The sequence below is a fragment of the Streptomyces solitudinis genome, assembly GCF_036323765.1.
Lineage (GTDB): Bacteria > Actinomycetota > Actinomycetes > Streptomycetales > Streptomycetaceae > Streptomyces.
The window spans coordinates 63,043-84,984 of sequence record NZ_JAZDCW010000011.1; the positions used below are offsets into that span (position 1 = coordinate 63,043).

Below are 21,942 nucleotides of genomic sequence, written 5' to 3' on the forward strand. Positions count from 1 at the left end.
TCAGAACAGGACGGACATGAAGGAGCCGACCTCGCGGAAGCCGACCCGCCGGTAGGCGGCCCGCGCCGGGCTGTTGAAGTCGTTCACGTAGAGGCTCGCCACGGGGGCGAACTCGGCGAGGGCGTGACGCAGCACGGCCGCCATGCCGGTCACGGACAGCCGCTCCCCGCGCCGCTCCGGGTCGACCCACACGCCCTGGATCTGGCAGGCGTGCGGGGTGACGGCGCCGATCTCCGCCTTGAAGACCACCCTGCCGTCCTCGAAGCGGGCGAACGCGCGTCCCGCGCCGACGAGTTCCGCGACGCGGGCCTGGTACACCAGGCCGCCGTCCCCGGCCAGCGGCGAGACGCCGACCTCCTCGGTGAACATGGCCACGCAGGCGGGCAGTACCGTCTCCAGCTCGTCCTTGCGCACCCGGCGGACGTACGGGTCGGGGGTGACGTCCGCGGCCGGGGTGCCGGTGGCCATCAGCGGCTGCCGCGGACGCACGTCACGGGCCGGGCCCCAGTGCGGCTCCAGCCCCCGCCACAGGGCGGCCGTCGCGTCCGCCGGGCCGACGATCGAGGAGCAGCGCCGGCCCTGGCGGCGCGCCCGTCCGGCGAAGGCGGCGACGGCCTCGGGGCCCGCGCCCACCGGTACGAGGTTGGCGCCCGCGTAGCACAGCGCCTCCAGCCGTCCGCCGGAGAACCAGCCCCACATCTCGCCGCCGAGCCGCCACGGGTCGAGGCCGGAGGCCCGCACCCGGGCGGCGACGAACGCGTTGGTGACCGGCTCCCGGTCCAGCACGGCCAGCGCGTCGTCCAGGTCGTCCGGCGCCAGCAGCCGGGTGGAAGTCGTCGTCAACACGTAGGAAGGGAGCCTCACCGTGCGGGGTGGGGAACGGGGACGTTCCCCACGAAAAAGCGATTCTCCGCACTCTACCCCCGGGCGAAGTCCTCAGACCTCCGCCCGCCGGAAGGCGGGGTCAGCTGACGGCCACCTCGGGTTCACCCGACATCACGCCGTCCTTCTCCATCTGCTCGGCGATCTTCATCGCCTCCTCGATGAGGGTCTCCACGATCTTCGACTCGGGCACGGTCTTGATGACCTCCCCCTTGACGAAGATCTGGCCCTTGCCGTTGCCGGAGGCCACGCCCAGGTCCGCTTCCCTGGCCTCGCCGGGGCCGTTCACGACGCAGCCCATGACGGCGACGCGCAGCGGCACCTCCATGCCCGTCAGCCCGGCCGTGACCTCCTCGGCCAGCTTGTAGACGTCCACCTGGGCCCGCCCGCACGACGGGCAGGAGACGATCTCCAGGCCGCGCTCGCGCAGGCCGAGCGACTCCAGGATCTGGGCGCCGACCTTGACCTCCTCCACGGGCGGCGCGGACAGCGAGACCCGGATCGTGTCGCCGATGCCCTCGCTGAGCAGCGCTCCGAAGGCGACGGCCGACTTGATCGTGCCCTGGAAGGCCGGTCCGGCCTCGGTGACGCCGAGGTGCAGCGGGTAGTCGCAGCGCTCGGCGAGCTGCCGGTAGGCGTTGACCATGACCACGGGGTCGTTGTGCTTCACGGAGATCTTGATGTCGCGGAAGCCGTGCTCCTCGAACAGGGAGCACTCCCACAGCGCGGACTCCACCAGCGCCTCGGGCGTGGCCCTGCCGTACTTGCGCAGGAGCCGCTTGTCCAGCGAGCCGGCGTTGACGCCGATCCGGATGGGCGTGCCGGCGGCGGAGGCCGCGGCGGCGATCTCGCGCACCTTGTCGTCGAACTGCTTGATGTTGCCGGGGTTCACCCGGACGGCCGCGCAGCCCGCGTCGATGGCGGCGAACACGTACTTCGGCTGGAAGTGGATGTCCGCGATGACCGGGATCTGGGACTTGCGCGCGATGACGGACAGCGCGTCGGCGTCGTCCTGCGTGGGGCAGGCGACGCGCACGATCTGGCAGCCGGAGGCGGTCAGCTCGGCGATCTGCTGGAGGGTCGCGCCGATGTCCGAGGTGCGGGTCGTGGTCATCGACTGCACGGACACCGGAGCGTCACCGCCGACGGCGACGGAACCGACCTGGATCTGCCGGCTGGCGCGGCGCTCGGCGAGTTTGATCGGCACGGACGGCATTCCCAGCGCGATGGCTGTCATGTGGCGCAACCCCAAGGTGTGGTTCTGGTCCCGAGATCGGCGGGCTCCGGTGCCGAGGTTACGACACCCCACCCGGGCGGAGCACATCGAGCCCGGCTTTGCTCCGCCCGGATACGGGACCCGACCAGGAATGATCGGTTCCGCCCCTGGCTAGCCCGCCAGGCGTACGGGGTTGACCACGTCCGCGACCAGCACCAGCAGCGTGAAGCAGATGAAGGCCCCGGCCACCACGTAGGCCACGGGCATGAGCTTGGCCACGTCGAACGGTCCCGGGTCCGGACGCCGGAACACCTTCGCGAAGAACCGGCGCACCGACTCCCACAGCGCCCCGGCGATGTGCCCGCCGTCCAGCGGGAGCAGCGGGAGCATGTTGAACAGGAACAGGGACAGGTTGAAACCGGCGACCAGGAACAGCATCGTCGCCACCCGCTGGCTCGCCGGGATCTCCAGGGCGATGATCTCGCCGCTCACCCGGGCGGCACCGACCACGCCCACCGGGGAGTCCTCGGCCCGCTCGCCGCCGTTGAAGGCCGCCTCCCACAGGCCCGGCACCTTGGACGGCACGGCGAGCAGCGCCTCGAAGCCGTTCGTCATGATCTCGCCCATGCGGTCCACGGCCTCGGGGAAGGACTGCCGCACCACGCCGGTGGCCGGGGCGAAGCCGAGGAAGCCCGCGGTGACGTACTCGCCGGGCACGTACGCGCCGTCCCCGTCGATCCTGGTGACCTTGTTGCGGATCGGGTCGGCCCGCAGGGTGCGCAGCTCACCGTCCCGCTCGACGGTGAGGGTGACCGGGCCCGTCGCCTCCCGGATGCGCGTCTGGAGCTCGCCCCACTCGGTGATCTCCGCGCCGTCGAAGGCGACGATGGTGTCGCCCGCGCGCAGCCCGGCCGCGTTGGCCGGGGTCGGCGGCGCGTCCTTCGGGCACGAGTCGGTGGCCGCGTCGGCGGAGACCACGCACTCGTTGACGGCCGCCACGGTCGTCGTCGTGGTGTTGATGCCGAAGGTCATCAGCACGCCGAGGAAGATCACCACGGCCAGCACCAGGTTCATGAAGGGGCCGGCGAACATGACGATGACGCGCTTCCACGGCTTGCGGGTGTAGAACAGCCGCTTGTCGTCGCCGGGCTGGAGCTCCTCGTAGGCCGCTGCCCGCGCGTCCTCGATCATGCCGCGGAACGGCGAGGTGGAGCGCTGGCGCACCCGGCCGTCGTCACCGGGCGGGAACATGCCGATCATGCGGATGTAGCCGCCCAGCGGAATGGCCTTGATCCCGTACTCCGTCTCGCCCTTCCGGCGGGACCAGACGGTCGGCCCGAAGCCCACCATGTACTGCGGCACGCGGATGCCGAACATCTTGGCCGTGCTCAGGTGGCCCAGTTCGTGCCAGGCGATGGAGAACAGCAGGCCGACCGCGAAGACCACTATCCCCAGGGCGGTCATGAGGGCGATCGTCATGCGCGGGCCTCCGCTGCTGTGGTGTCGGCTTGTGCCGCCAGCTCGCGGGCGCGTGCGCGCGCCCACGTCTCCGCGTCGAGTACGGCGTCCAGCGTCAGGTCCTCGCCCTGCGGCCGGCCGTGTTCCTCGACCACAGCGGCCACCGTATCCAGGATCGACGTGAACGGCAGCCGGCCCGCGAGGAACGCACCGACGCACTCCTCGTTCGCCGCGTTGTAGACGGCCGGCGCGGTGCCGCCCAGCGCGCCCACGTGGCAGGCGAGCGGCACGGCCGGGAACGCCTCGCCGTCCAGTGGGAAGAAGTCCCAGCTCATCGCCTTCGTCCAGTCGAAGACCGGGCCGGCGTCCGGGACCCGCTCGGGCCAGCCGAGCCCGAGGGCGATCGGCAGCCGCATGTCCGGCGGCCCGCACTGGGCGAGGGTCGAACCGTCGGTGAACTCCACCATCGAGTGGATCGCGGACTGCGGGTGGACGACGACCTCGATGCGTTCGAAGGGCACGTCGTACAGGAGGTGCGCCTCGATGACCTCCAGGCCCTTGTTGACGAGCGTCGCCGAGTTGACGGTGATGACCGGGCCCATGGCCCAGGTCGGGTGGGCCAGCGCCTCCTTCGGGGTGACGCCCGCGAGCCCGGCCCGCGTCCGGCCGCGGAAGGGGCCGCCGGACGCCGTCACCAGCAGCTTGCGGACCTCCGCCCTGGTGCCGCCCATGAGCGCCTGGAACAGCGCGGAGTGCTCGGAGTCCACCGGCACGATCTGGCCGGGCCCGGCCAGCGCCTTCACCAGCGGCCCGCCCACGATCAGCGACTCCTTGTTGGCGAGCGCGAGCACCCGTCCGGCGCGCAGCGCGGCCAGGGTCGGACGCAGCCCGATGGAGCCGGTGATGCCGTTCAGCACGGTGTGGCACGGGGAACCGGCCAGCTCCGTGGCGGCGTCGGGGCCGGCCAGCACCTCCGGGATCGGCTCCCCGGGCCCGTACTCCGCCCGCAGCGCCTGCCGCAGCCCGGGCGCCTTGTCCGCCTGCGCGACGGCGACCGCCCGCACCTGGAGCCGGTGCGCCTGCCCGGCCAGCAGCCCGATGCGCCCGCCGCTCGCGGCGAGCGCGGTCACCCGGAAGCGGTCCGGGTTGGCCAGGACCACGTCGACCGCCTGGGTGCCGATCGAGCCCGTGGACCCCAGGATCACCACGTCCCGCGGCCCGCCGTGCGGACCGTCCCCCACCGGGTAGCTGACACGCGGGTCAGCGAGCGTCTGCGTCATGCCCCCATTGTGTCCGTTCACCGGGAGGGGACGAACGGCCCCCTGCGGAGCGCCCCGGGCGTGCGCCTGGCGCCCCGCGCCGGGGCCCGGGAGCCCCTCCGCCGGGCCGGCCCCGCATGGCGCGGCCCCGGCGCCGCCGGAGCTTCCCTCCGCCGGGCCGGTGTGCTACGTTTTTGTTGTTGCAGTTTTGGTACCCATGAACGTTGTGCGCGCCTGACGGGATGTAACCCTTTGGGCGCGTTTTTGTTTTACCGGTCTTCCGGGTGGGCTCAATGCGGCGACGCGGGACGCGCGAGGTGTGCGTCCCGGATCGGCCACCTGTGAAGGAGATCATCATGGCCACCGGTACCGTGAAGTGGTTCAACGCGGAAAAGGGCTTCGGCTTCATCGAGCAGGACGGCGGCGGCGCCGACGTCTTCGCCCACTACTCGAACATCGCCGCCCAGGGCTTCCGCGAGCTGCACGAGGGCCAGAAGGTGTCGTTCGACGTCACCCAGGGCCAGAAGGGCCCGCAGGCCGAGAACATCGTGCCTGCCTGACCCGGCAGCCAGCCGACACGAGGCCGGGGCCCGCACCGATCGGTGCGGGCCCCGGCCTCCGGCGTTTCCCGGCCGCGGACCCCGCTGACCCGCCTGGCCCAGTCACCGTTTTCCGCCGCACCCGCCGGGTACCCGCCTCCGCCGTCCGCCCGGCCGACGGCGGAGGAACGGAGACGCTCATGGCTGAGACCAACCCCATCGAACTCCAGAAGGCGCTCAAGGGCGCCGAGTACCCGTCCTCGAAGGACGACCTGGTGAAGAGGGCGAAGGACAACGGGGCCGGCAAGGGCCTGGTGGACCAGCTCGCCGGCCTGAAGGAGAACAGCTTCGACGGCCCCGACAAGGTGCAGAAGGCCGTCTTCGGCCACTGAGCACCGCGCAGTGCGGGCGCCCGGCGGGCTCCCCCGCCGGGCGCCCGCCGCGTTCGGCCCGCCGGGCGCCGCCCGGGTCAGCCGGAGCACGGCCGGGGCGGCGCCGTCCGGCCGTGCTCCGGACGGCGGGGCGCCGTCAGCGGCCCCCCTTCATGCGGTCGACCGCCGCGACACCCACCGCGGCCAGCACCACCTGGATGGCCAGCTCGATCCAGTCGATGCCGTCGGAGTCGGCGACGCCGAAGGCGGCCGCCAGCGCGGTACCGAGGAGCGCGGCGAGGATGCCGACGCCGATGGTCAGCAGGATGCCGATGCGCTGGCGTCCGGGCAGGACGAGCCGCCCCAGCACGCCGATCACGATGCCGATGAGGATCGCGGTGAGTATCCCGGAGATCTCCACGGTGTTCCCTTCTCCGAAGCTTGAGTTGTCGTGCGCTGGAGCGCTTGTGCCCGGGCCTGGCGGCGGCATGCACGGCGGGCCGGTGCCGTCACCCGCACGGGGTGCGGGCGGCACGGGCGGGTGACACGTCCGGCGGTGCACGCCGGGGACGGGGGAACGCGGGGACGGCTGCTGCGTGACCACTCCGTTGAAGCGCTTCAACGAACGTCTGGACAGCCTTCGTGCACCGGTCTAGGGTCTCGGTACGCCTTCAATCGAAGCGCTTCCGCACACATTCCCCAGCGCCCTGGAGCAGCAGATGGTCACGCTCGCCGACGTCGCCCGGCAGGCCGGGGTCTCCGCCAGCACCGTGAGCTACGTGCTGAGCGGCAAGCGTTCCATCTCCGGCCCCACCCGGGAGCGCGTGGAGGAGGCCATCCGGCGGCTCGGCTACCACCCGAACGCCGGTGCACGGGCCCTGGCGAGCAGCCGCTCCGACATCATCGCCCTGATGATGCCGCTGCGCACCGACATGTACGTGCCGGTCATGATGGAGATCGCCCTCGCCGTGGCCACCACGGCCCGCTCCCACGGCCAGGACGTGCTGCTGCTCACCGGCGAGGAGGGCCCGGAGGCGGTCCGCCGGGTGGGGGCGAGCGGGCTCGCCGACGCGCTGATCCTCATGGACGTCGAGCTGGAGGACGCCCGGCTCCCGCTGCTGGCCCAGACCGGGCGTCCGGCGGCGCTGATCGGCGTCCCCGCCGAGCCGGCGGGCTTCACCTGCGTCGACCTGGACTTCGCGGCGACCGGCGCGCTGTGCGTGGAGCACCTGGCCGGGCTCGGCCACCGCGACATCGCCGTCGTCGGCGAGGCCGCCGCCGTCTACGAGCGGCGCACCGGATTCGCCGAACGGACGATGGAGGGGCTGCTGCGCCGCGCCGGGGAGCTGGGGGTGCGGGTGCTGCACCGGCCCTGCGAGGGCGGTTACGCCTCCCTGACCGCCACCTTGGACCGCATCCAGGACGAGCGCCCCCGCACCACCGCCTTCATCGTGCAGAACGAGTCCGCCGTCGACCCCCTGCTGTCCCTGCTGCGGCGGCAGGGCCGGGCCGTGCCCGAGGACGTCTCGGTGGTGGCCGTCTGCCCGGAGCAGGTGGCCGTGCAGGCGGCGGTGCCGCTGACGTCGGTGGCCATACCGGCCCTGGAGATGGGCCGCCGGGCCGTGGAACTGGTCATGGCCAAGGCCCGGCCCGGCGGTGCGGACGGCCTCGCGGCCGCCGCGCCGCAGGTGGACCTGCTGGCCCCGACGCTCACCGTGCGCGCCAGCTCCGGGCCCGCCCCCGCGCCGTCCCCCGGCTGACGCACCGCGCCCGCCCCGCCTGCACCCCGCTGCCCCCTGCCTGCCTGCCGCCCGCCGACCCTGCCGTCCCCGCCCCACCGCCCCCTGACCCGTTGCCCCCGACCCCGCCGCCCCCTGACCTGCCGCCCCGCCGATCACCGCCGAGCCGCCCACGGGAGTGCCGTGAACCAGCCGTCCGTCTCGCTCGCCCAGTCCTCCCCCACCGAAGGCACCTTCCGCGAGAGCGGCGGCGCGCTGGAATGGCGGGGCCGCCAGGAGACCGTCCGCGTCGAACCGTGGGGTCCCGACGCCGTGCGGGTGCGCGCCCGCCTCGGCGGGCCGCTCCTCGACGACCTGCCCGGCGCGCTGGAGCAGGCACCGCCGCCCGCGCCCACCGCCGCCGTCAGGACGGGTGACGGCACCGCGACGCTCGTCAACGGCGCCGTCACCGCCGAGATGACGTCCACGGGGGAGCTGCGCTTCCTGCGCACCGCCGACGGCACGGAGCTGCTGGCCGAGGAGCGCGCGCACTTCTGGTGGCCCGGTGCGCGCCTGTACACGCCGGTGGGCGGTGGCACGCACCGGCTCGAACAGCGCTTCCGCGCCTACGAGGGCGAGCGGCTGTACGGGCTCGGGCAGCACCAGCACGGCCTCTTCGACCAGAAGGGGGCCGTCGTCGACCTCGTCCAGCGCAACGCCGAGGTGACGATACCCCTGCTGACCTCCAGCCGCGGCTACACCCTGCTGTGGAACAACCCGGCCATCGGCCGGGTGGAACTGGCGGCCACCGGCACCCGCTGGGTCGCCGACGCCGCGCGCCAGATCGACTACTGGATCACCGCGGGCGACCCGGCCGCGGCGCAGCGCAGCTACACCGCCGTCACCGGGCGCACCCCGATGCTGCCCGCCTGGGCGGCCGGGTTCTGGCAGTCCAAGCTGCGGTACCGCACGCAGGAGGAGCTGCTGTCCGTCGCCCGCCAGTACCACGCGCGGGGGCTGCCGCTGGCCGCCATCGTCTGCGACTTCTTCCACTGGACGCACCTGGGCGAGTGGCGGTTCGACCCGGCCGAGTGGCCCGACCCGGCGGCCATGGTGCGCGAGCTGGACGAGCTGGGGGTGCGGCTGGTCGTCTCGGTGTGGCCGTCGGTCTCACCGCTGAGCGAGAACCACTCCCTCATGGAGCAGCGCGGCTGGTTCATCGGCACCGAGTACGGGCCGATGGCGCACGCCGACTGGCCGGACAAGGAGGTCGCCGAGCCGGTGCAGGTGGCCTTCTACGACGCCACCCACCCCGAGGCCCGCGAGTTCGTCTTCTCCCGGGTCCGCGACAACTATCTCGCCCCCTACGGCATCACCACGTTCTGGCTGGACGCCTGCGAGCCCGAGCTGAAGCCCGGCTTCTCCGCGAACCTGCGCTACCACGCCGGTCCGGGCCTGGAGGTGGGCAACCTCTACCCCCGGGAGAACGCGCGCGCCTTCCACGAGGGACTGCTGGCGGCCGGCCAGGAGGAGGTCATCACCCTCAACCGCTCGGCGTGGGCGGGTTCGCAGCGCTACGGGGCCGCCCTGTGGTCCGGTGACATCGGCACGGACTTCGCCACCCTGCGCCGCCAGCTCGCCGCCGGGCTCAACACGGCGCTCAGCGGCATCCCCTGGTGGCACACCGACATCGGCGGCTTCCACGGCGGCGACCCGGACGACCCGGCCTACCGCGAGGTGATGGTGCGCTGGTTCCAGTTCGGCGCCCTCTCCCCGCTCATGCGGCTGCACGGCTTCCGCGACCCGGGGATGCCGCTCGGTCCCGGGATGACGGGCGGCCCGAACGAGGTGTGGAGCTACGGCGAGGAGGCGGGCGCCGTCATGGCCGCGTACCTGCGGCTGCGCGAGCGCCTGGCCCCGTACGTGCTGGAGCAGATGCGCTGTGCCCACGAGGAAGGGCTGCCCCCGATGCGACCGCTGTTCCTGGAGTTCCCCGAGGACGAACCGTCCTGGCACGTGGCCGACGCCTACCTGCTGGGGCCCGACCTGCTGGTGGCCCCGGTGCTGGAGGCCGGCGCCCGGCAGCGGGCGGTGCACCTGCCCGCGGGGGCGCGGTGGACGGACGCGTGGACGGGTGACACGTACGAGGGCGGCGGCACGGTCACCGTCCCGGCCCCGCTGGACCGCATCCCCCTCTTCCTGCGCGACGACGCGGACCTGCCGGTCCGGGCCTGATCCCCGGGCCCGTCGGCGTCCCCGCCTGACGGGGCGGCGCCGGCGGGCCCGGTGACTGACGGCGGCCTCCTCCCGGCCCGCGGGCCGGGAGGAGGCCGCCGTCAGTCACGGCGCAGCGCGGCCACACCGTAGGCGGGCAGGGCGAGGGCGGAGGTGTGGCGGTCGCCGGTGAGCCGGTCCGTGTGCGGGGCCGGCAGCGGCACCGTGACCGGTTCGCGCCCGTGGTTCAGCACGAACAGCAGCTCGCCCCGGCGCACCGCCTCCACCCCGCCGGGCAGCCCCTCCAGCGCGGGCCGCACCCCGGCCTCCGCGGCGGCGCCGGCGAGCAGTGCCCGCAGGGCCGCGGGCTCCGGCAGCGTGGAGACGTAGCGGGCCGTGCCCGCGCCCGCCGCGTTGCGGGTCACCGCGGGACGGCCGGCCAGTTCCCCGCCGGCGTACCGCAGCGGTACCGCGCAGCCGGGCTCCGTCTCCAGGTCCTCGCTCCACAGCGTGCCGTGGGTGCCGTCGGACAGCGCGACGCGCTCGCCGTCCGCGAGCGGCCACCACTCGTGCACGGTGCGCAGCCCCAGCAGGGCGCGCAGCCGGGCGTCGACGCCGCCCTCGCGGACCCGGTCGTCGGCGTCGGCGACGCCGGTGAAGAACCCGGTGACCAGGGTGCCGCCGCCGTGCACGAAGCGGGTGAGGTTGTCGATGGCGGCGTCGGTCAGCAGGTAGAGCTGCGGCACGCACACCAGCCGGTAGCCGTCGAGCGGCGTCTCGGGGTGCGCCAGGTCGGCGGTCAGGTGGGCCTCCCACAGCGCGCGGTGCCAGGCGCCGAGCAGTTCGGCGTGGTCGGGCAGCGCGGAGGGGCGGCCGTCCTGGCCGGAGGCCCACCAGGCGTCCCAGTCGTGCAGCACGGCGGCTTCGGCACGCACCCGGGTGCCGGTCACCTCCGCCATCCGGTCCAGCTCGGCGCCCAGTTCCCGCACCCGGCGGTGGTGGCGGCCGGTCTCCCCCGCGTGTCCGAGCATCGCCGAGTGGAACTTCTCGCTGCCCTGCCGGGAGGCCCGCCACTGGAAGAAGCACAGGCCGTCGGCGCCGCGCGCCACCGCCTGCCACGACCACAGCCGCAGCAGCCCCTCCGGCTTCGGCCGGTTCACACCCCGCCAGTTGACGGCGCCGCTCGCCTGCTCCATGAGCAGCCAGGGCCCGCCGCCGGCCTGGGAGCGGGTGAGGTCCTGCACGAGGGCGCCGTACGCGCCGGCCTCCGGGCCCTTGGCCGGGTCCGGGTAGAGGTCCACGCTGACGACGTCCTCCTCCCGCGCCCAGCGCCACCCGTCCTGCCCGGCGAACAGCGGCATGAAGTTGGTGGTCACCGGGGTGTGCGGGGTGCGGGCCGCGAGGGCGTCGCGTTCGGCGGTGAAGCACTCCAGCAGGGCGTCGCTGGTGAAGCGCCGGAAGTCGAGCTGCTGCGTGGGGTTGACCAGGTACGGGGCGGTGCGCGGCGGCAGCACCTCCGCCCAGTCGCCGTAGCCCTGGCTCCAGAAGGCGGTGCCCCACGCGGAGTTGAGCGCCTCCAGGGTGCCGTAGCGCTGCCGCAGCCAGCGGCGGAAGTGCGCGGCGCTGGTGTCGCACCAGCAGGCGGTGCCGTACTCGTTGCCGACGTGCCACAGCCGCAGCGCCGGGTGGTCGCCGTAGCGTTCGGCGAGGTCGGTGGCCAGCCGCAGGGCGTGTGCGCGGTAGACGGGCGAGGAGGGGCAGTACTGGTTGCGCGAGCCGTACCAGAGCGTGTGCCCGGCGGCGTCGCGCGGCAGCGTCTCGGGGTGGCGGGCGCCCATCCACGGCGGGGGCGAGGCGGTGGGGGTGGCCAGGCACACCCCGATGCCGCCCTCGTGCAGCAGGTCCAGCACCTCGTCGAGCCACCCGAAGTCGCGCACGCCGGGCTGCGGTTCGATGCGGGCCCAGGAGAAGACGCCGACGGTGGCGAGGTTGACGCCGGCCTCGCGCATGAGGCGCACGTCCTCGCGCCAGACGTGGCGGGGCCACTGCTCGGGGTTGTAGTCGCCGCCGTACAGGAGGCGGCCGCGTGCGGCGTCGGCGAGTGCGGGCAATGACGCTCCTCGGGTCGGGGCCCGGCACGGGCCGGAGCCGGGGCCGGGACCCACGGCGGGGCCGGGGACCACGGCGGGGTCGGGGGCCGAACGGGGCGGGGCTCAGCCCTTGATGGCCCCGATGAGCATGCCCTTCTTGAAGTGCTTCTGGACGAAGGGCGAGAGCACGGCGACGGGGATGAGCGCCAGCACCATGACGGCCATCTGGATGGAGAGGGTGTTGATCTCGCCGGTGTTGATGGTCTGCGCGAGCCCCGTGGGCCGTTCGCCCTTGATGACGAGCTGGTTGAGCACGTTCTGGAGCGGCATCATGTCCTGGTCGTTGAGGTAGATCGACGCGTTGAACCAGGCGTTCCAGTAGCCGACGGCGTAGAAGAGGGCGATGACGGCGATGACGGCACGGGAGAGCGGCAGCACGATCTGGAGCAGGATGCGCAGCTCGCCCGCGCCGTCGATGCGGGCGCTGTCGATGAGTTCGGGCGCGGTGCCCATGAAGAACGCGCGCAGCACCAGGATGTTGAAGACGCTGACCGCGCTCGGCAGGATCAGCGCCAGGTAGCTGTCGATGAGGCCGAGCGACTGCACCAGCAGGTAGGTGGGGATGAGTCCGGCGCCGAAGAACATCGTGGCCAGCAGGAACATGAGCATCGGCCGGTGGCCGAGCGAGCCCGGCCGGGACAGGCCGTAGGCGCACAGGATGGACACCGTCATCGAGAAGAGGGTGCCGAAGCCGGTCACGCCGAGGCTGACGAGGGTCGCGCGGGTCACCTGGCCGCCGCTGAGCAGCTCCTGGTAGGAACGGAAGGTGATGCCGTCGGGGACGATGACGAGCCCGCCGGCCTCGGTGATCGTCCCGGCGTCCGAGAGGCTGGTGACGACGACGATCCACAGCGGGAAGAGCACGGCCAGGCAGGCGAGGACCAGGATGGCGCCCTTGGCGGCGAGCCCGGCCGGGTGCGGGGCCTCCTCCCAGACGGGGCGGGTGACGCGCTCCTCGCTGCGGTCCTCGGTCAGGACGCTGCTCACTTGCGGTACACCCCCTGCTCGCCCATCAGGTGGGCGACCTTGTTCGCGGCGAGGACCAGGCACAGTCCGAAGACGCCCTTGACGATGCCGACGGCGGCGGCGTATCCGAAGTCGCCGTTCTCCAGGCCCTTGAACCAGACGTAGGTGTCCAGCACCTCGGCCGCGTCCGCGCCCACGGCGTCGCGCTGGAGGAGGATCTGCTCGAAGCCGACGGTGAGGGCGTTGCCCACCTGGAGGACGAGCAGCAGGGCGATCACCGGTCGCAGGGCGGGCAGCGTCACGTGCCACATCCGCCGCCACCGCCCGGAGCCGTCCATGGCGGCGGCCTCGTAGAGGTCCTGGTTGACGGAGGCCAGCGCGGCGAGGAAGACGATGATGCCCCAGCCGGCGTCCTTCCAGATGGTCTCCAGGGTGAGGAGGAAGGGGAAGAAGTCGCCGTCGGTCATCACGTCGATGCCGCTGTAGCCGTTCTCGCGCAGCTTCTGGGAGATGATGCCCGCACCGCCGATGATCTGCTGGAAGACGGTGATGACCAGCACCCAGGAGAAGAAGTGCGGCAGGTAGAGCACGGCCTGGGCCCAGGCCCGCACGCGCGGGCGCAGGACGCTGTTGACGACCAGGGCGAGCGCGATGGGCACGGGGAAGAAGAACACGAGCTGGACGAGGAAGATGACCAGCGTGTTCTGTACCGCGTCCCAGAAGTAGGGATCCGACCACATCTCCGCGAAGTTGGCGGTGCCCACCCACGGGCTGAGGGCGAAGGAGTCGAAGAAGCCCTCGCCGAGGTAGGGGTCGTACTCCTTGAACGCGACGACGTTGCCCAGCAGCGGCACGTACTGGAAGACCAGCAGCAGGAGCACCGCGGGCAGCGTCATGAGGATCAGCGGGCGGTCGCGGCGCAGCCGGTGCCGCAGGGTGATCCCGCCGGGCCGGGCGGCGGGCTCGCCGCCCTTCCCGGCGGCGGGCGGCGGGTCCGCTCCGGGGCCCCGGCGGCGCGTGGTGTCCGTCTGGAGGGCCATCAGGAGGCGCTCTCCCCGGCCTCGTCGATGAGCTTGGCGTACCAGTCGCGCAGTTCGTCGCCGCCGCTGCGGCGCCACTCGGAGACGGCCTGCTGCATGTCGGAGACCTTCTTGCGGCCGCGCACGATGTCGTCCTCCAGCAGCTCGAAGCGGTCGCTGAGGTTGGCCCACTTCGACGGCTCGCGCACCTGCATGCCGTACAGCAGCGGCTTGCGCATGTGCGCGCCCATGCGCTGCTGCCAGGCGCACCAGTCCTGGGCGACGTGCGGGTGGTCGGGCGTCGCGGAGACCGCCTCACCGGCCGCGATGAAGTAGTAGGTGTCCTGGGCCTCGGCCTCGCCCTTCTTGTTCTTGACCGGGATGCCGTCGCGCAGCTCGTGGTGGACGCCCTCGACGCCGTACTTGACGAGGCGGGCCTCCCTGGTGCCGTAGGGCGCGGCGGCGAAGTTGGCCAGGGCCAGGCACTCCTCGATCGTCTCGCGGGACGCCTTCTTGCTGATGAAGGACCAGATGCCGGCCGGGTTGGCGAAGTACAGGACGGGGTCGCCGCCGTCGTGGCCGAAGATGTCCATGCCCTGGATGCGGAAGCCGGGGTTCTGCTGGGACTGTTCGCTGGTGTAGCCGTACCACTTGGCGTTGCCGTCGTTGAACATGAGCGACTGGCCCGCGGTGAAGCGGGTCCCCGCGTCGCCGGTGACGGCCATCGCGTCGGGGTGGACGACGCCCGCCTGGTACAGGCTGCGCGTCCACTCCAGGGCCTCCAGGTAGTTGTCGTGCTCGATGCGGTGGACGAGCTTGCCGCCCTGCCGCGACCAGCAGTACGGCTTCTCCGGCAGGCAGCCGAAGACGTTGAAGGCGGTCCACTTCATGTCCTCGCAGGCCCACACCTTCGCGCGCGGCGCGGTGATCTCCTTGGCGAGGTCCATGAACTCCTGGGCGCTGGTGGGCGGCTGCCAGCCCTTCTCCTCGAAGAGGTCCTGCCGGTAGTAGGGGATGATGATGTCCACCGCGCCGGAGGAGACGGGCAGGCCGAGGAGCCTGCCGCCGAAGACGGACATCTGCCAGGCGGCGGTGGGGATGGCCGCGAGGTTGGGGTAGCGGCGCACCTTCTCGCCGGACAGGTAGGGGCCGAGGTCGGCGAACCGGCTCTGGATGGCGCTGCGGATCTTGCCCTGCATCTCCCAGCTGGGGATCACCGTGATGTCGGGTATGCCGCCGCCCGCGAGGACGGCGCCCAGCTTCTCGCCGTAGGTGTTGCCGTCCTGCGTCTGCCAGTTCACCGTGACGCCGGCGGCCTCGTCCACGGCCTGGTAGTAGGCGTTGCCGTCCTTGGGCGGGGTGCCCCAGAAGGGGCTCGTGACGGTGACGGAACCGCCCTTGCCCAGCGGTTCGGGCACGGAGGCGGGCAGTTCGGCGTACGGGGCGGCCGGGCGGTGGAACCCGGGGCGCGAACCGTTCTCGCTGGGGATGTCGGGCTCGACGACGCTGGAGGGCACGTGGTCGGGCAGCAGCCTGCGCAGGTCCTCGCCGCTGGTCGTGCCCTCCTTGCGGGCCGGGGCTCCGCCCGACGAGGAGCAGGCGGACAGCGCGGGCAGCGAACCCGCGGCCGCCGCGACGAGTGCGGCCTGCCCCAGGAAGCGTCGGCGACTGGTTTCCGGGGTGTGCGGCATGACGGCGGCCCTTCCGTACGGCGATAACGTCGGTTGAAGCGCTTCGATGTTGCGCTGAGGCTAAGGGCGTGCCACGGGGCACGCAAGACTCGCGCCGAAACATTCCGAGATGGCGCAGGGCACTTCGGCAACCATGGGCTGACTGGGCTAGACCGGTCTACTGCGGTGGGATGCCTTGACAGGACAGCCCTCGCGGCAGCAGCATCGAAGCGCTTCGAAGCGGAGGTGTCCGCGTGCGGGCGCCGTCCGCTCGCCACCACCGTCCTGGACCAGCCCGCGGGCCTGCCGCACGGCGCGGTGGCAGAGGGCGGACCGCCCGGGCCGCGCGGCGCGGGCCGCGCCGCCGCCCCGCGCACCCGTCCATCCGGGCCCGCCCGCACGCCGCGCCGCCCGCACGCCGCACCGCGCACCGTCCGCACCCGCACGCCGTCCGCCGTCCGCACGCCGTCCGCACCGTCGAAAGGGACGCTTCCCGTGCCCACCGATCAGCCCCCCTTCCGCGATCCCGCGCTGCCGGTCGCCGAGCGCGCCGACGACCTGCTCCACCGGCTCACCCCGGACGAGAAGCTGGCGATGCTGCACCAGTTCGCGCCGCCCGTGGAACGGCTGGGGCTCGGCGCGTTCACCACGGGCCAGGAGGCGCTGCACGGCGTCGCCTGGCGCGGACCGGCCACCGTCTTCCCGCAGGCCGTCGGACTCGGGGCGACCTGGGACGAGGAGCTGGTGCGGCAGGTGGGCGAGGCCGTCTCCACCGAGGTGCGCGCCATGCGCGGGGACGACCCCCGCATCGGGCTCAACGTCTGGTCGCCGACGGTGAACCTGCTGAGCCATCCGCTGTGGGGCCGCAACGAGGAGGGGTACGCCGAGGACGCCTGTCTCACCGGCGCCCTGGCCACCGCCTACACCCGGGGCCTGCGCGGGGACGACCCGGTCTACTGGCGCACCGCCCCGGTGCTCAAGCACTGGCTGGCGCACCGGCACGAGGAGGCGCGCGACACGGCCTCGACGTCCGTACCGGCCCGGGTGCTGCACGAGTACGAACTCCCCGCCTTCCGCGGCGCGGTCGAGGCCGGTGCCGTCGCGGGGGTGATGCCCGCGTACAACCTCGTCAACGGCCGGCCCAACCATCTCTCGCCGCTGCTGAACGCGCAGTTGCGCGCCTGGACGGCGGCGGAACTGGTCGTCTGCTCGGACGCGGGCGCCCCCACGAACATCGCGGGCAGCCAGGCGTACCACCCCGGCCACGACGAGGGGCTGGCCGCCGCCCTGCGCGCCGGGGTGGACAGCTTCACCGACCACGGCGAGGACTCCGCCGTCACGCTGGGGCGGCTGCGGCGCGCGCTGGAGCGCGGGCTGATCACCACGGACGACGTGGACACGGCGGTGCGGCGCCTGCTGCGGATGCGCATCGCGCTCGGCGAACTGGACCCCGCGCACGACCCGTACGCGGGCATCGACCGCGCCGGCGGCTTCGACACGCCCGCCCACCGCGCGCTCGCCCTGACCACCGCCGAGCGGGCGGTCGTGCTGCTGAAGAACGACGGGCTGCTGCCGCTGCGCTCCCCCGCCCGCGTCGCGGTCGTCGGACCGCTGGCCGACGCCTGCAAGCTCGACTGGTACAGCGGTGAGCTGCTGCACCGCGTCACCCCGCTGGACGGGCTGCTCGACCGCCTCGGCGCCGGTGCGGTCACGTTCGCGGAGGGCGCCGACCGGGTGCGGCTTCGCTGCGCGGACGGCTACGTCCAGGTGCCGGAGGCGGGACCGGAAGCCGACCGGGACGCGCCGCACGACGACGGCGCCGAGCCGCTGTTCGACCCCGCCCTGCGCGCCGGGCGCACCGACCTGCCTCCGCTGACCGTCGGCCCGCGGCCGACGGAGTTCGCGCTGCTGGACTGGGGCGACGGCGTGCTGACCCTGCGCGCCCCGGACGGCCGCCACCTGTCCGTGGCCGAGGACGGGTACGTGCGCGCCTCCGCGCCGGAGCCGGGCGGCTGGGTGGTGAACGAGACGTTCCGCCTGGAGCCGCACGACGGCGCGCACGTCCTCGTCCACCTGGGCAGCCGCAGCCGCGTGGGCCTGTCCGGCGGGAAGCTGAAGACCTCCGCCGAGGACGTGCCGTTCGCGCTGGAGGTCGTCGAGGACGGCGCGCGGGCGGTGGCGCATGCGGCGGCCGGCGCCGATGTCGTCATCGTGGTCGCGGGCAACGACCCGCACATCAACGGCCGCGAGACCGAGGACCGCCGCACGCTCGCGCTGCCCGCGCAGCAGGAGCGGCTGTGGCGGGCCGCGCGGGAGGCCAACCCGCGCACGGCGCTGGTGCTCGTCTCCTCCTACCCGTACGCCGTCGGCGAGGCCCACGACCGGCTGCCCGCGCTGCTGTGGACGGCGCACGGCGGCCAGGCGGCGGGCACGGCGCTGGCCCGCGTCCTGTGCGGCGACGTCTGCCCCTCGGGACGGCTGCCCCAGACGTGGTACGCGCGCGACGCCGACCTGCCGGAGCCCACGGACTACGACATCATCGGCTCCCGCAGCACGTACCTGTACTTCGACGGCACGCCGCTCTACCCGTTCGGGCACGGCCTGTCCTACGCGGAGTTCTCCCACACCGGGCTCACCGCCGCGCAGCGGGGCGACACCGTGGAGGTGCGCTGCACCGTGGCCCACGCCGCGGGCATGCCGGGCGCCGAGGTCGTCCAGCTCTACGCGCGGGCCGCCGACGCCGCCGTGCCCCGCCCGCACCGCGCCCTGGTGGCCCACCGCCGCGTGGAGCTGTCCGGGGGCGAGCACACGGAACTCGTCTTCCGCGTGCCGCTGTCCGCGCTCGGCCACTACGACGTGGTGCGCGGCCGCTGGACGGTGCCGGGCGGGCGCTACGAGTTCCACGTCGGCGCCTCCAGCACCGACATCCGCGCGGTGACCGCCCTGCGCGTGGACGGGGAGGACCCCGTGCGGCGCAACCCGGGGGACCTGCCCGCCGCCGCGTTCGACGCCCAGACGGGAACCGAGCTGGTCGACCTCACCCGCGAGAACGGCGACGCCGTCACCCCGCGCGGTACCGGGCCGGGCCACCTGGTCTTCTCAGCCTGCGACTTCGGCGCCAGGGGTCCGCTCACGGCCACCGTCGAGGCGGCGCTCGACGGGGACGCCGAGGCCCGGGTGGAACTGCGCCTGGCCGACGGCACCGAACTGGCGTCCGTCGCCGTCCGCCCCACCGGCGACCGCTACGCGTACGCCACGCGCACCGCCGTCCTCGCCCACCGCCCGACCGGAGTCCACGACGTCCACGTCACCCTCCGCGGCCCGGCCCGCCTCGCCCGGCTGCACCTCATCTGAACCCGCCCGCCCTGCCCAGGGGGCGGGGCGGACGGAGACGGACGGCGGCGGGCGGTGCCGGGCAGGCGGCGGGCGGCTGGTCAGAGCGGGAGGCCGGTCAGGACGAGGACGCGCTCGTAGGTGTAGTCCTCCATCGCGAAGCGGACGCCCTCGCGGCCGACGCCGGACTGCTTGGCGCCGCCGTAGGGCATCTGGTCGGCGCGGTAGGAGGGGACGTCGCCGATGATCACGCCGCCGACCTCCAGAGCGCGGTGGGCGCGGAAGGCGGCCTGCACGTCGTGCGTGAAGACGCCCGCCTGGAGGCCGTACCGGGAGTCGTTCGCCGCGGCGAAGGCGGCCTCCTCGCCCTCCACCCGGGTGAGGCTCATGACGGGGCCGAAGACCTCCTCGCAGGCGAGCCGGGTGCCGCCGGGGACGCCCTCCAGGACGGTGGGCGCGTAGGTGGCGCCGTCGCGCTTGCCGCCGGTCAGCAGCCGGGCGCCGCCGTCGACGGCCTCCTGGACCCAGGTCTCGACGCGCCGGGCGGCGTCCTCGCTGACCAGCGGACCGACGTCGGTGGCGTCGTCGGAGGGGTCCCCGGTGCGCAGTGCTTCCACGGCGGCGACGACGCGCGGCACCAGCCGGTCGTAGACGGCGGCGTCGGCGATGACCCGCTGCACGGAGATGCAGGACTGGCCGCCCTGGTAGTTGGAGAAGGTGGCGATCCGCTGGGCCGCCCAGTCCAGGTCGGCGTCGGAGGAGTAGTCGGCCAGGACGACGGCCGCGCCGTTGCCGCCCAGTTCCAGGGTGACGCGCTTGCGCGGCACGGAGTCCAGGATGGACCAGCCCACCGGCTCCGAGCCGGTGAAGGAGACGACCGGCAGCCGCTCGTCGCGCACGAGGGCGGGCATCTTCTCGTTCGGGACGGGCAGTACCGACCAGGAGCCGGCCGGCAGCTCCGTCTCGGCCAGCAGTTCGCCGAGCAGGAGCGCGGAGAGCGGGGTGGCCGGGGCGGGCTTGAGGATGATCGGGGCGCCGACGGCGATGGCCGGGGCGACCTTGTGCGCGCACAGGTTGAGCGGGAAGTTGAACGGCGCGATCCCGAGGACGGGGCCGCGCGGGAAGCGCCGGGTGAGGGCGAGGCGGCCGGTGCCGCCCGCGTCGGAGTCCAGGCGCTGTGCCTCGCCGCCGTTGAAGCGGCGGGCCTCGTCGGCCGCCCAGCGGAAGACGGAGACGCAGCGGCCGACCTCACCGCGGGCCCACTTGACCGGCTTGCCGTTCTCGGCGGAGATGAGTCGCGCGATCTCCTCGGCGCGTTCGCCGAGCCGCCGCACGACGTGGTCGAGCGCCGCGGCCCGCACGTGCGCGGGGGTGGCGGCGAACGCGTCGGTCACGGCGGTGGCCGCGGCCACCGCCTCCTCGACCTGGGCGTCCGTGGGAACGCTGGCCCGGCCCACCGTGCGGCCGTCGAAGGGGCAGGTCACCTCAAGGGTGTCGTCACCGGTCGCCTGTCGGCCGGCGAGCCAGAACGCGTGCGTGGACGTCGCTTCAGTCACTGCGAGTACCGGCCTTCCGAGGGTCGTGGGTGGGGCGTTTCCGCCCACCGTAGGGCCGGGACGCCGGGAGGTGTCTTGTCCGGCGCGGCGTACTGGCCGACCGCGCCGCGCCGGTTCGGCAGGGACACATCCGAGTGATTGACGAAGACATGTCAGCAGGACAGGATGGCGCCCGCACTGCGCTACCCCCACCGTCTCATCTGGACACCCCAGGAGATTCGATGCGCCTCAACCGAACCGGCAGGCGGACCACATCCGCCGCCGTCCTTCTCGCCCTCGCCCTGGCCGTGCCGCTCGGCACCCAGGCGACGGCCTCGCCCGCCGGCAGCGGAACCGCCGCGGAGCGGCAGGCAGCCGCCGGGCAGCAGGCCGACCGGCAGTACGCCGACCGGCAGTACGAGATCAGCGGCGTGACCACCGCCGTCCAGCGCACCGAGGTGACCCGGCTGGGCACCGCGATCGACGAGGTGCGCGAGCGCTCCGTCGTCGTGACGGCCGACGCCGCCGAGGCCGCGCGGCTGCGCGCCCACGGTTACCGCATCACGGCACTGCCCGCGCCGTCCGGACCGGACGCCCGGCAGCAGGGCGAGGACGGCGGCGTGCGCGCCGCCGCGCCGTCCGACTACCACAGCTACGCCGAGACCATGGCCGCCGTGGACCGCTACGTCCGGCAGTACCCGAACCTGATGAGCAAGCACGTCATCGGACGGTCCTACCAGGGCCGCGACATCGTCGCCGTCAAGGTCAGCGCCAACGTGCGCGCCGACGAGAACGAGCCGGAGGTGATGTTCACCCACAACATCCACGCCCGCGAGCACCTGACGGCCGAGATGGCCATCTACGCGCTGGGCGAGCTGGGCTCCCAGTACGGCCGCGACCAGCGCGTCACCCGCATGCTCGACTCGCGCGAACTGTGGGTGCTGCCCGTCCTCAACCCGGACGGCAAGGTCTACGACATGGACTCCGGCCAGTTCCGGATGTGGCGCAAGAACCGCCAGCCCGCGAGCTGGGCCACCGGCACCGACCTCAACCGCAACTTCCCCTACAAGTGGGGCTGCTGCGGCGGCTCCTCCGGCAGCCCCTCCAGCGACACCTACCGGGGCACCGGCCCGGCGTCGGCGACCGAGACGCGCGTCCTCCTCGACTTCGTCCGCAGCCGCGTCGTCGGCGGCCAGCAGCAGATCACCGCGCACATCGACTGGCACACCTACAGCGAGCTGATCCTGTGGCCCTTCGGCTACACCTACAACGACACCGCGCCCGGGCTCAACCAGGACGCCCGGAACGCGTTCGCGGCGGTCGGCACGCAGATGGCGCGCAGCAACGGCTACACGCCGCAGCAGTCGAGTGACCTGTACATCACCGACGGCAGCATCAACGACACGATGTGGGCCGACCACGGCATCTTCTCGTACACCTTCGAGATGTACCCGCGCTCCAGCAGCGGGGGCGGCTTCTACCCGCCGGGCAGCGTCATCCCGCGCGAGACCGCCCGCAACCGCGAGGCCATGCTGATCCTGCTGGAGAACGCGGACTGCATGTACCGGTCGATCGGCAAGGCGGGTCAGTACTGCTCCGCGTGACCACGGGC

The 21,942-nt window shown here is 73.4% G+C and carries 16 protein-coding genes; 6 read left to right on the top strand and 10 right to left on the bottom strand.

The annotated features are described in order from the left end of the window. From V1J52_RS23410 to dxr, 4 genes are all read right to left on the bottom strand, one after another. Entirely contained in the window at window positions 1-846 is an 846-nt protein-coding gene (locus V1J52_RS23410) for a GNAT family N-acetyltransferase (protein WP_330141947.1), read from the bottom strand. A gap of 118 nt (window positions 847-964) precedes the next feature. Beyond that, window positions 965-2,119: a flavodoxin-dependent (E)-4-hydroxy-3-methylbut-2-enyl-diphosphate synthase gene (gene ispG / locus V1J52_RS23415; RefSeq protein WP_330141948.1), complete on the bottom strand. Its 1,155-nt coding sequence runs from the start codon at window positions 2,117-2,119 to the stop codon at window positions 965-967. A 150-nt stretch (window positions 2,120-2,269) separates the two neighbouring features. Further along, window positions 2,270-3,577 carry a M50 family metallopeptidase gene (locus tag V1J52_RS23420; RefSeq protein WP_330141949.1) on the bottom strand — a complete coding sequence of 436 codons (1,308 nt, stop codon included), beginning with the start codon at window positions 3,575-3,577 and terminating at the stop codon, window positions 2,270-2,272. Continuing rightward, the gene (dxr, locus tag V1J52_RS23425; RefSeq protein WP_330141950.1) at window positions 3,574-4,836 is read right to left on the bottom strand and encodes a 1-deoxy-D-xylulose-5-phosphate reductoisomerase; all 1,263 of its coding nucleotides are present in this window, start codon (window positions 4,834-4,836) and stop codon (window positions 3,574-3,576) included. Before dxr ends, V1J52_RS23420 begins: the two co-directional genes overlap by 4 nt. 335 nt (window positions 4,837-5,171) lie before the next feature. On the opposite strand from dxr, the gene V1J52_RS23430 reads away from it, so the two are divergent. Together V1J52_RS23430 and V1J52_RS23435 are read left to right on the top strand one after the other, a co-directional pair. Beyond that, window positions 5,172-5,375: a cold-shock protein gene (locus V1J52_RS23430; RefSeq protein WP_014179498.1), complete on the top strand. Its 204-nt coding sequence runs from the start codon at window positions 5,172-5,174 to the stop codon at window positions 5,373-5,375. A 179-nt stretch (window positions 5,376-5,554) separates the two neighbouring features. After that, entirely contained in the window at window positions 5,555-5,746 is a 192-nt protein-coding gene (locus V1J52_RS23435) for a DUF2795 domain-containing protein (protein ID WP_330141951.1), read from the top strand. Window positions 5,747-5,882: 136 nt separating this feature from the next. On the opposite strand, the gene V1J52_RS23440 is transcribed toward V1J52_RS23435, so the two are convergent. Then, window positions 5,883-6,146 carry a GlsB/YeaQ/YmgE family stress response membrane protein gene (locus tag V1J52_RS23440; RefSeq protein WP_330141952.1) on the bottom strand — a complete coding sequence of 88 codons (264 nt, stop codon included), beginning with the start codon at window positions 6,144-6,146 and terminating at the stop codon, window positions 5,883-5,885. 286 nt (window positions 6,147-6,432) lie between these two features. On the opposite strand from V1J52_RS23440, the gene V1J52_RS23445 reads away from it, so the two are divergent. Then, a complete protein-coding gene (locus V1J52_RS23445) occupies window positions 6,433-7,485 on the top strand; it encodes a LacI family DNA-binding transcriptional regulator (RefSeq protein WP_330142038.1) in 1,053 nt (350 codons plus the stop codon). A gap of 162 nt (window positions 7,486-7,647) precedes the next feature. Then, on the top strand, window positions 7,648-9,678 hold the full coding sequence (locus tag V1J52_RS23450; RefSeq protein ID WP_330141953.1) for a glycoside hydrolase family 31 protein: 2,031 nt from the start codon (window positions 7,648-7,650) through the stop codon (window positions 9,676-9,678). 101 nt (window positions 9,679-9,779) lie between these two features. Here V1J52_RS23450 and V1J52_RS23455 read toward each other — a convergent pair whose 3' ends face one another. The 4 genes from V1J52_RS23455 to V1J52_RS23470 all read right to left on the bottom strand — a co-directional run bounded on the left by V1J52_RS23455 (window position 9,780) and on the right by V1J52_RS23470 (window position 15,483). Continuing rightward, the gene (locus V1J52_RS23455; RefSeq protein WP_330141954.1) at window positions 9,780-11,768 is read right to left on the bottom strand and encodes a beta-galactosidase; all 1,989 of its coding nucleotides are present in this window, start codon (window positions 11,766-11,768) and stop codon (window positions 9,780-9,782) included. Window positions 11,769-11,870: 102 nt separating this feature from the next. Next, the gene (locus V1J52_RS23460) at window positions 11,871-12,794 is read right to left on the bottom strand and encodes a carbohydrate ABC transporter permease (protein WP_330141955.1); all 924 of its coding nucleotides are present in this window, start codon (window positions 12,792-12,794) and stop codon (window positions 11,871-11,873) included. Then, on the bottom strand, window positions 12,791-13,813 hold the full coding sequence (locus V1J52_RS23465) for an ABC transporter permease (protein ID WP_330141956.1): 1,023 nt from the start codon (window positions 13,811-13,813) through the stop codon (window positions 12,791-12,793). Before V1J52_RS23465 ends, V1J52_RS23460 begins: the two co-directional genes overlap by 4 nt. After that, window positions 13,813-15,483, bottom strand: coding sequence for an extracellular solute-binding protein (locus tag V1J52_RS23470; RefSeq protein ID WP_330141957.1), 1,671 nt, complete (start codon window positions 15,481-15,483; stop codon window positions 13,813-13,815). Before V1J52_RS23470 ends, V1J52_RS23465 begins: the two co-directional genes overlap by 1 nt. A 474-nt stretch (window positions 15,484-15,957) precedes the next feature. Between V1J52_RS23470 and V1J52_RS23475 the strand changes: the two genes are divergently transcribed. Next, a complete protein-coding gene (locus V1J52_RS23475) occupies window positions 15,958-18,816 on the top strand; it encodes a glycoside hydrolase family 3 C-terminal domain-containing protein (RefSeq protein ID WP_330141958.1) in 2,859 nt (952 codons plus the stop codon). 80 nt (window positions 18,817-18,896) lie between these two features. Here the strand turns inward: V1J52_RS23475 and V1J52_RS23480 are convergent, their stop codons facing one another. Beyond that, window positions 18,897-20,351, bottom strand: coding sequence for an aldehyde dehydrogenase family protein (locus tag V1J52_RS23480; RefSeq protein ID WP_330141959.1), 1,455 nt, complete (start codon window positions 20,349-20,351; stop codon window positions 18,897-18,899). Between the two features lie 221 nt (window positions 20,352-20,572). On the opposite strand from V1J52_RS23480, the gene V1J52_RS23485 reads away from it, so the two are divergent. After that, window positions 20,573-21,934 (top strand): M14 family metallopeptidase, encoded by a 1,362-nt coding sequence (locus tag V1J52_RS23485; RefSeq protein ID WP_330141960.1) that lies wholly within the window; start codon window positions 20,573-20,575, stop codon window positions 21,932-21,934. Window positions 21,935-21,942 lie beyond the last annotated feature (8 nt).

Excerpts from the sequence above, each read along its gene's own strand:
- ispG (WP_330141948.1), bottom strand. The coding sequence starts at position 2,119 with ATGACAGCCATCGCGCTGGGAATGCCGTCCGTGCCGATCAAACTCGCC.
- V1J52_RS23420 (WP_330141949.1), bottom strand. The coding sequence starts at position 3,577 with ATGACGATCGCCCTCATGACCGCCCTGGGGATAGTGGTCTTCGCGGTC.
- dxr (WP_330141950.1), bottom strand. The coding sequence starts at position 4,836 with ATGACGCAGACGCTCGCTGACCCGCGTGTCAGCTACCCGGTGGGGGAC.
- V1J52_RS23430 (WP_014179498.1), top strand. The coding sequence starts at position 5,172 with ATGGCCACCGGTACCGTGAAGTGGTTCAACGCGGAAAAGGGCTTCGGC.
- V1J52_RS23435 (WP_330141951.1), top strand. The coding sequence starts at position 5,555 with ATGGCTGAGACCAACCCCATCGAACTCCAGAAGGCGCTCAAGGGCGCC.
- V1J52_RS23465 (WP_330141956.1), bottom strand. The coding sequence starts at position 13,813 with ATGGCCCTCCAGACGGACACCACGCGCCGCCGGGGCCCCGGAGCGGAC.
- V1J52_RS23470 (WP_330141957.1), bottom strand. The coding sequence starts at position 15,483 with ATGCCGCACACCCCGGAAACCAGTCGCCGACGCTTCCTGGGGCAGGCC.
- V1J52_RS23485 (WP_330141960.1), top strand. The coding sequence starts at position 20,573 with ATGCGCCTCAACCGAACCGGCAGGCGGACCACATCCGCCGCCGTCCTT.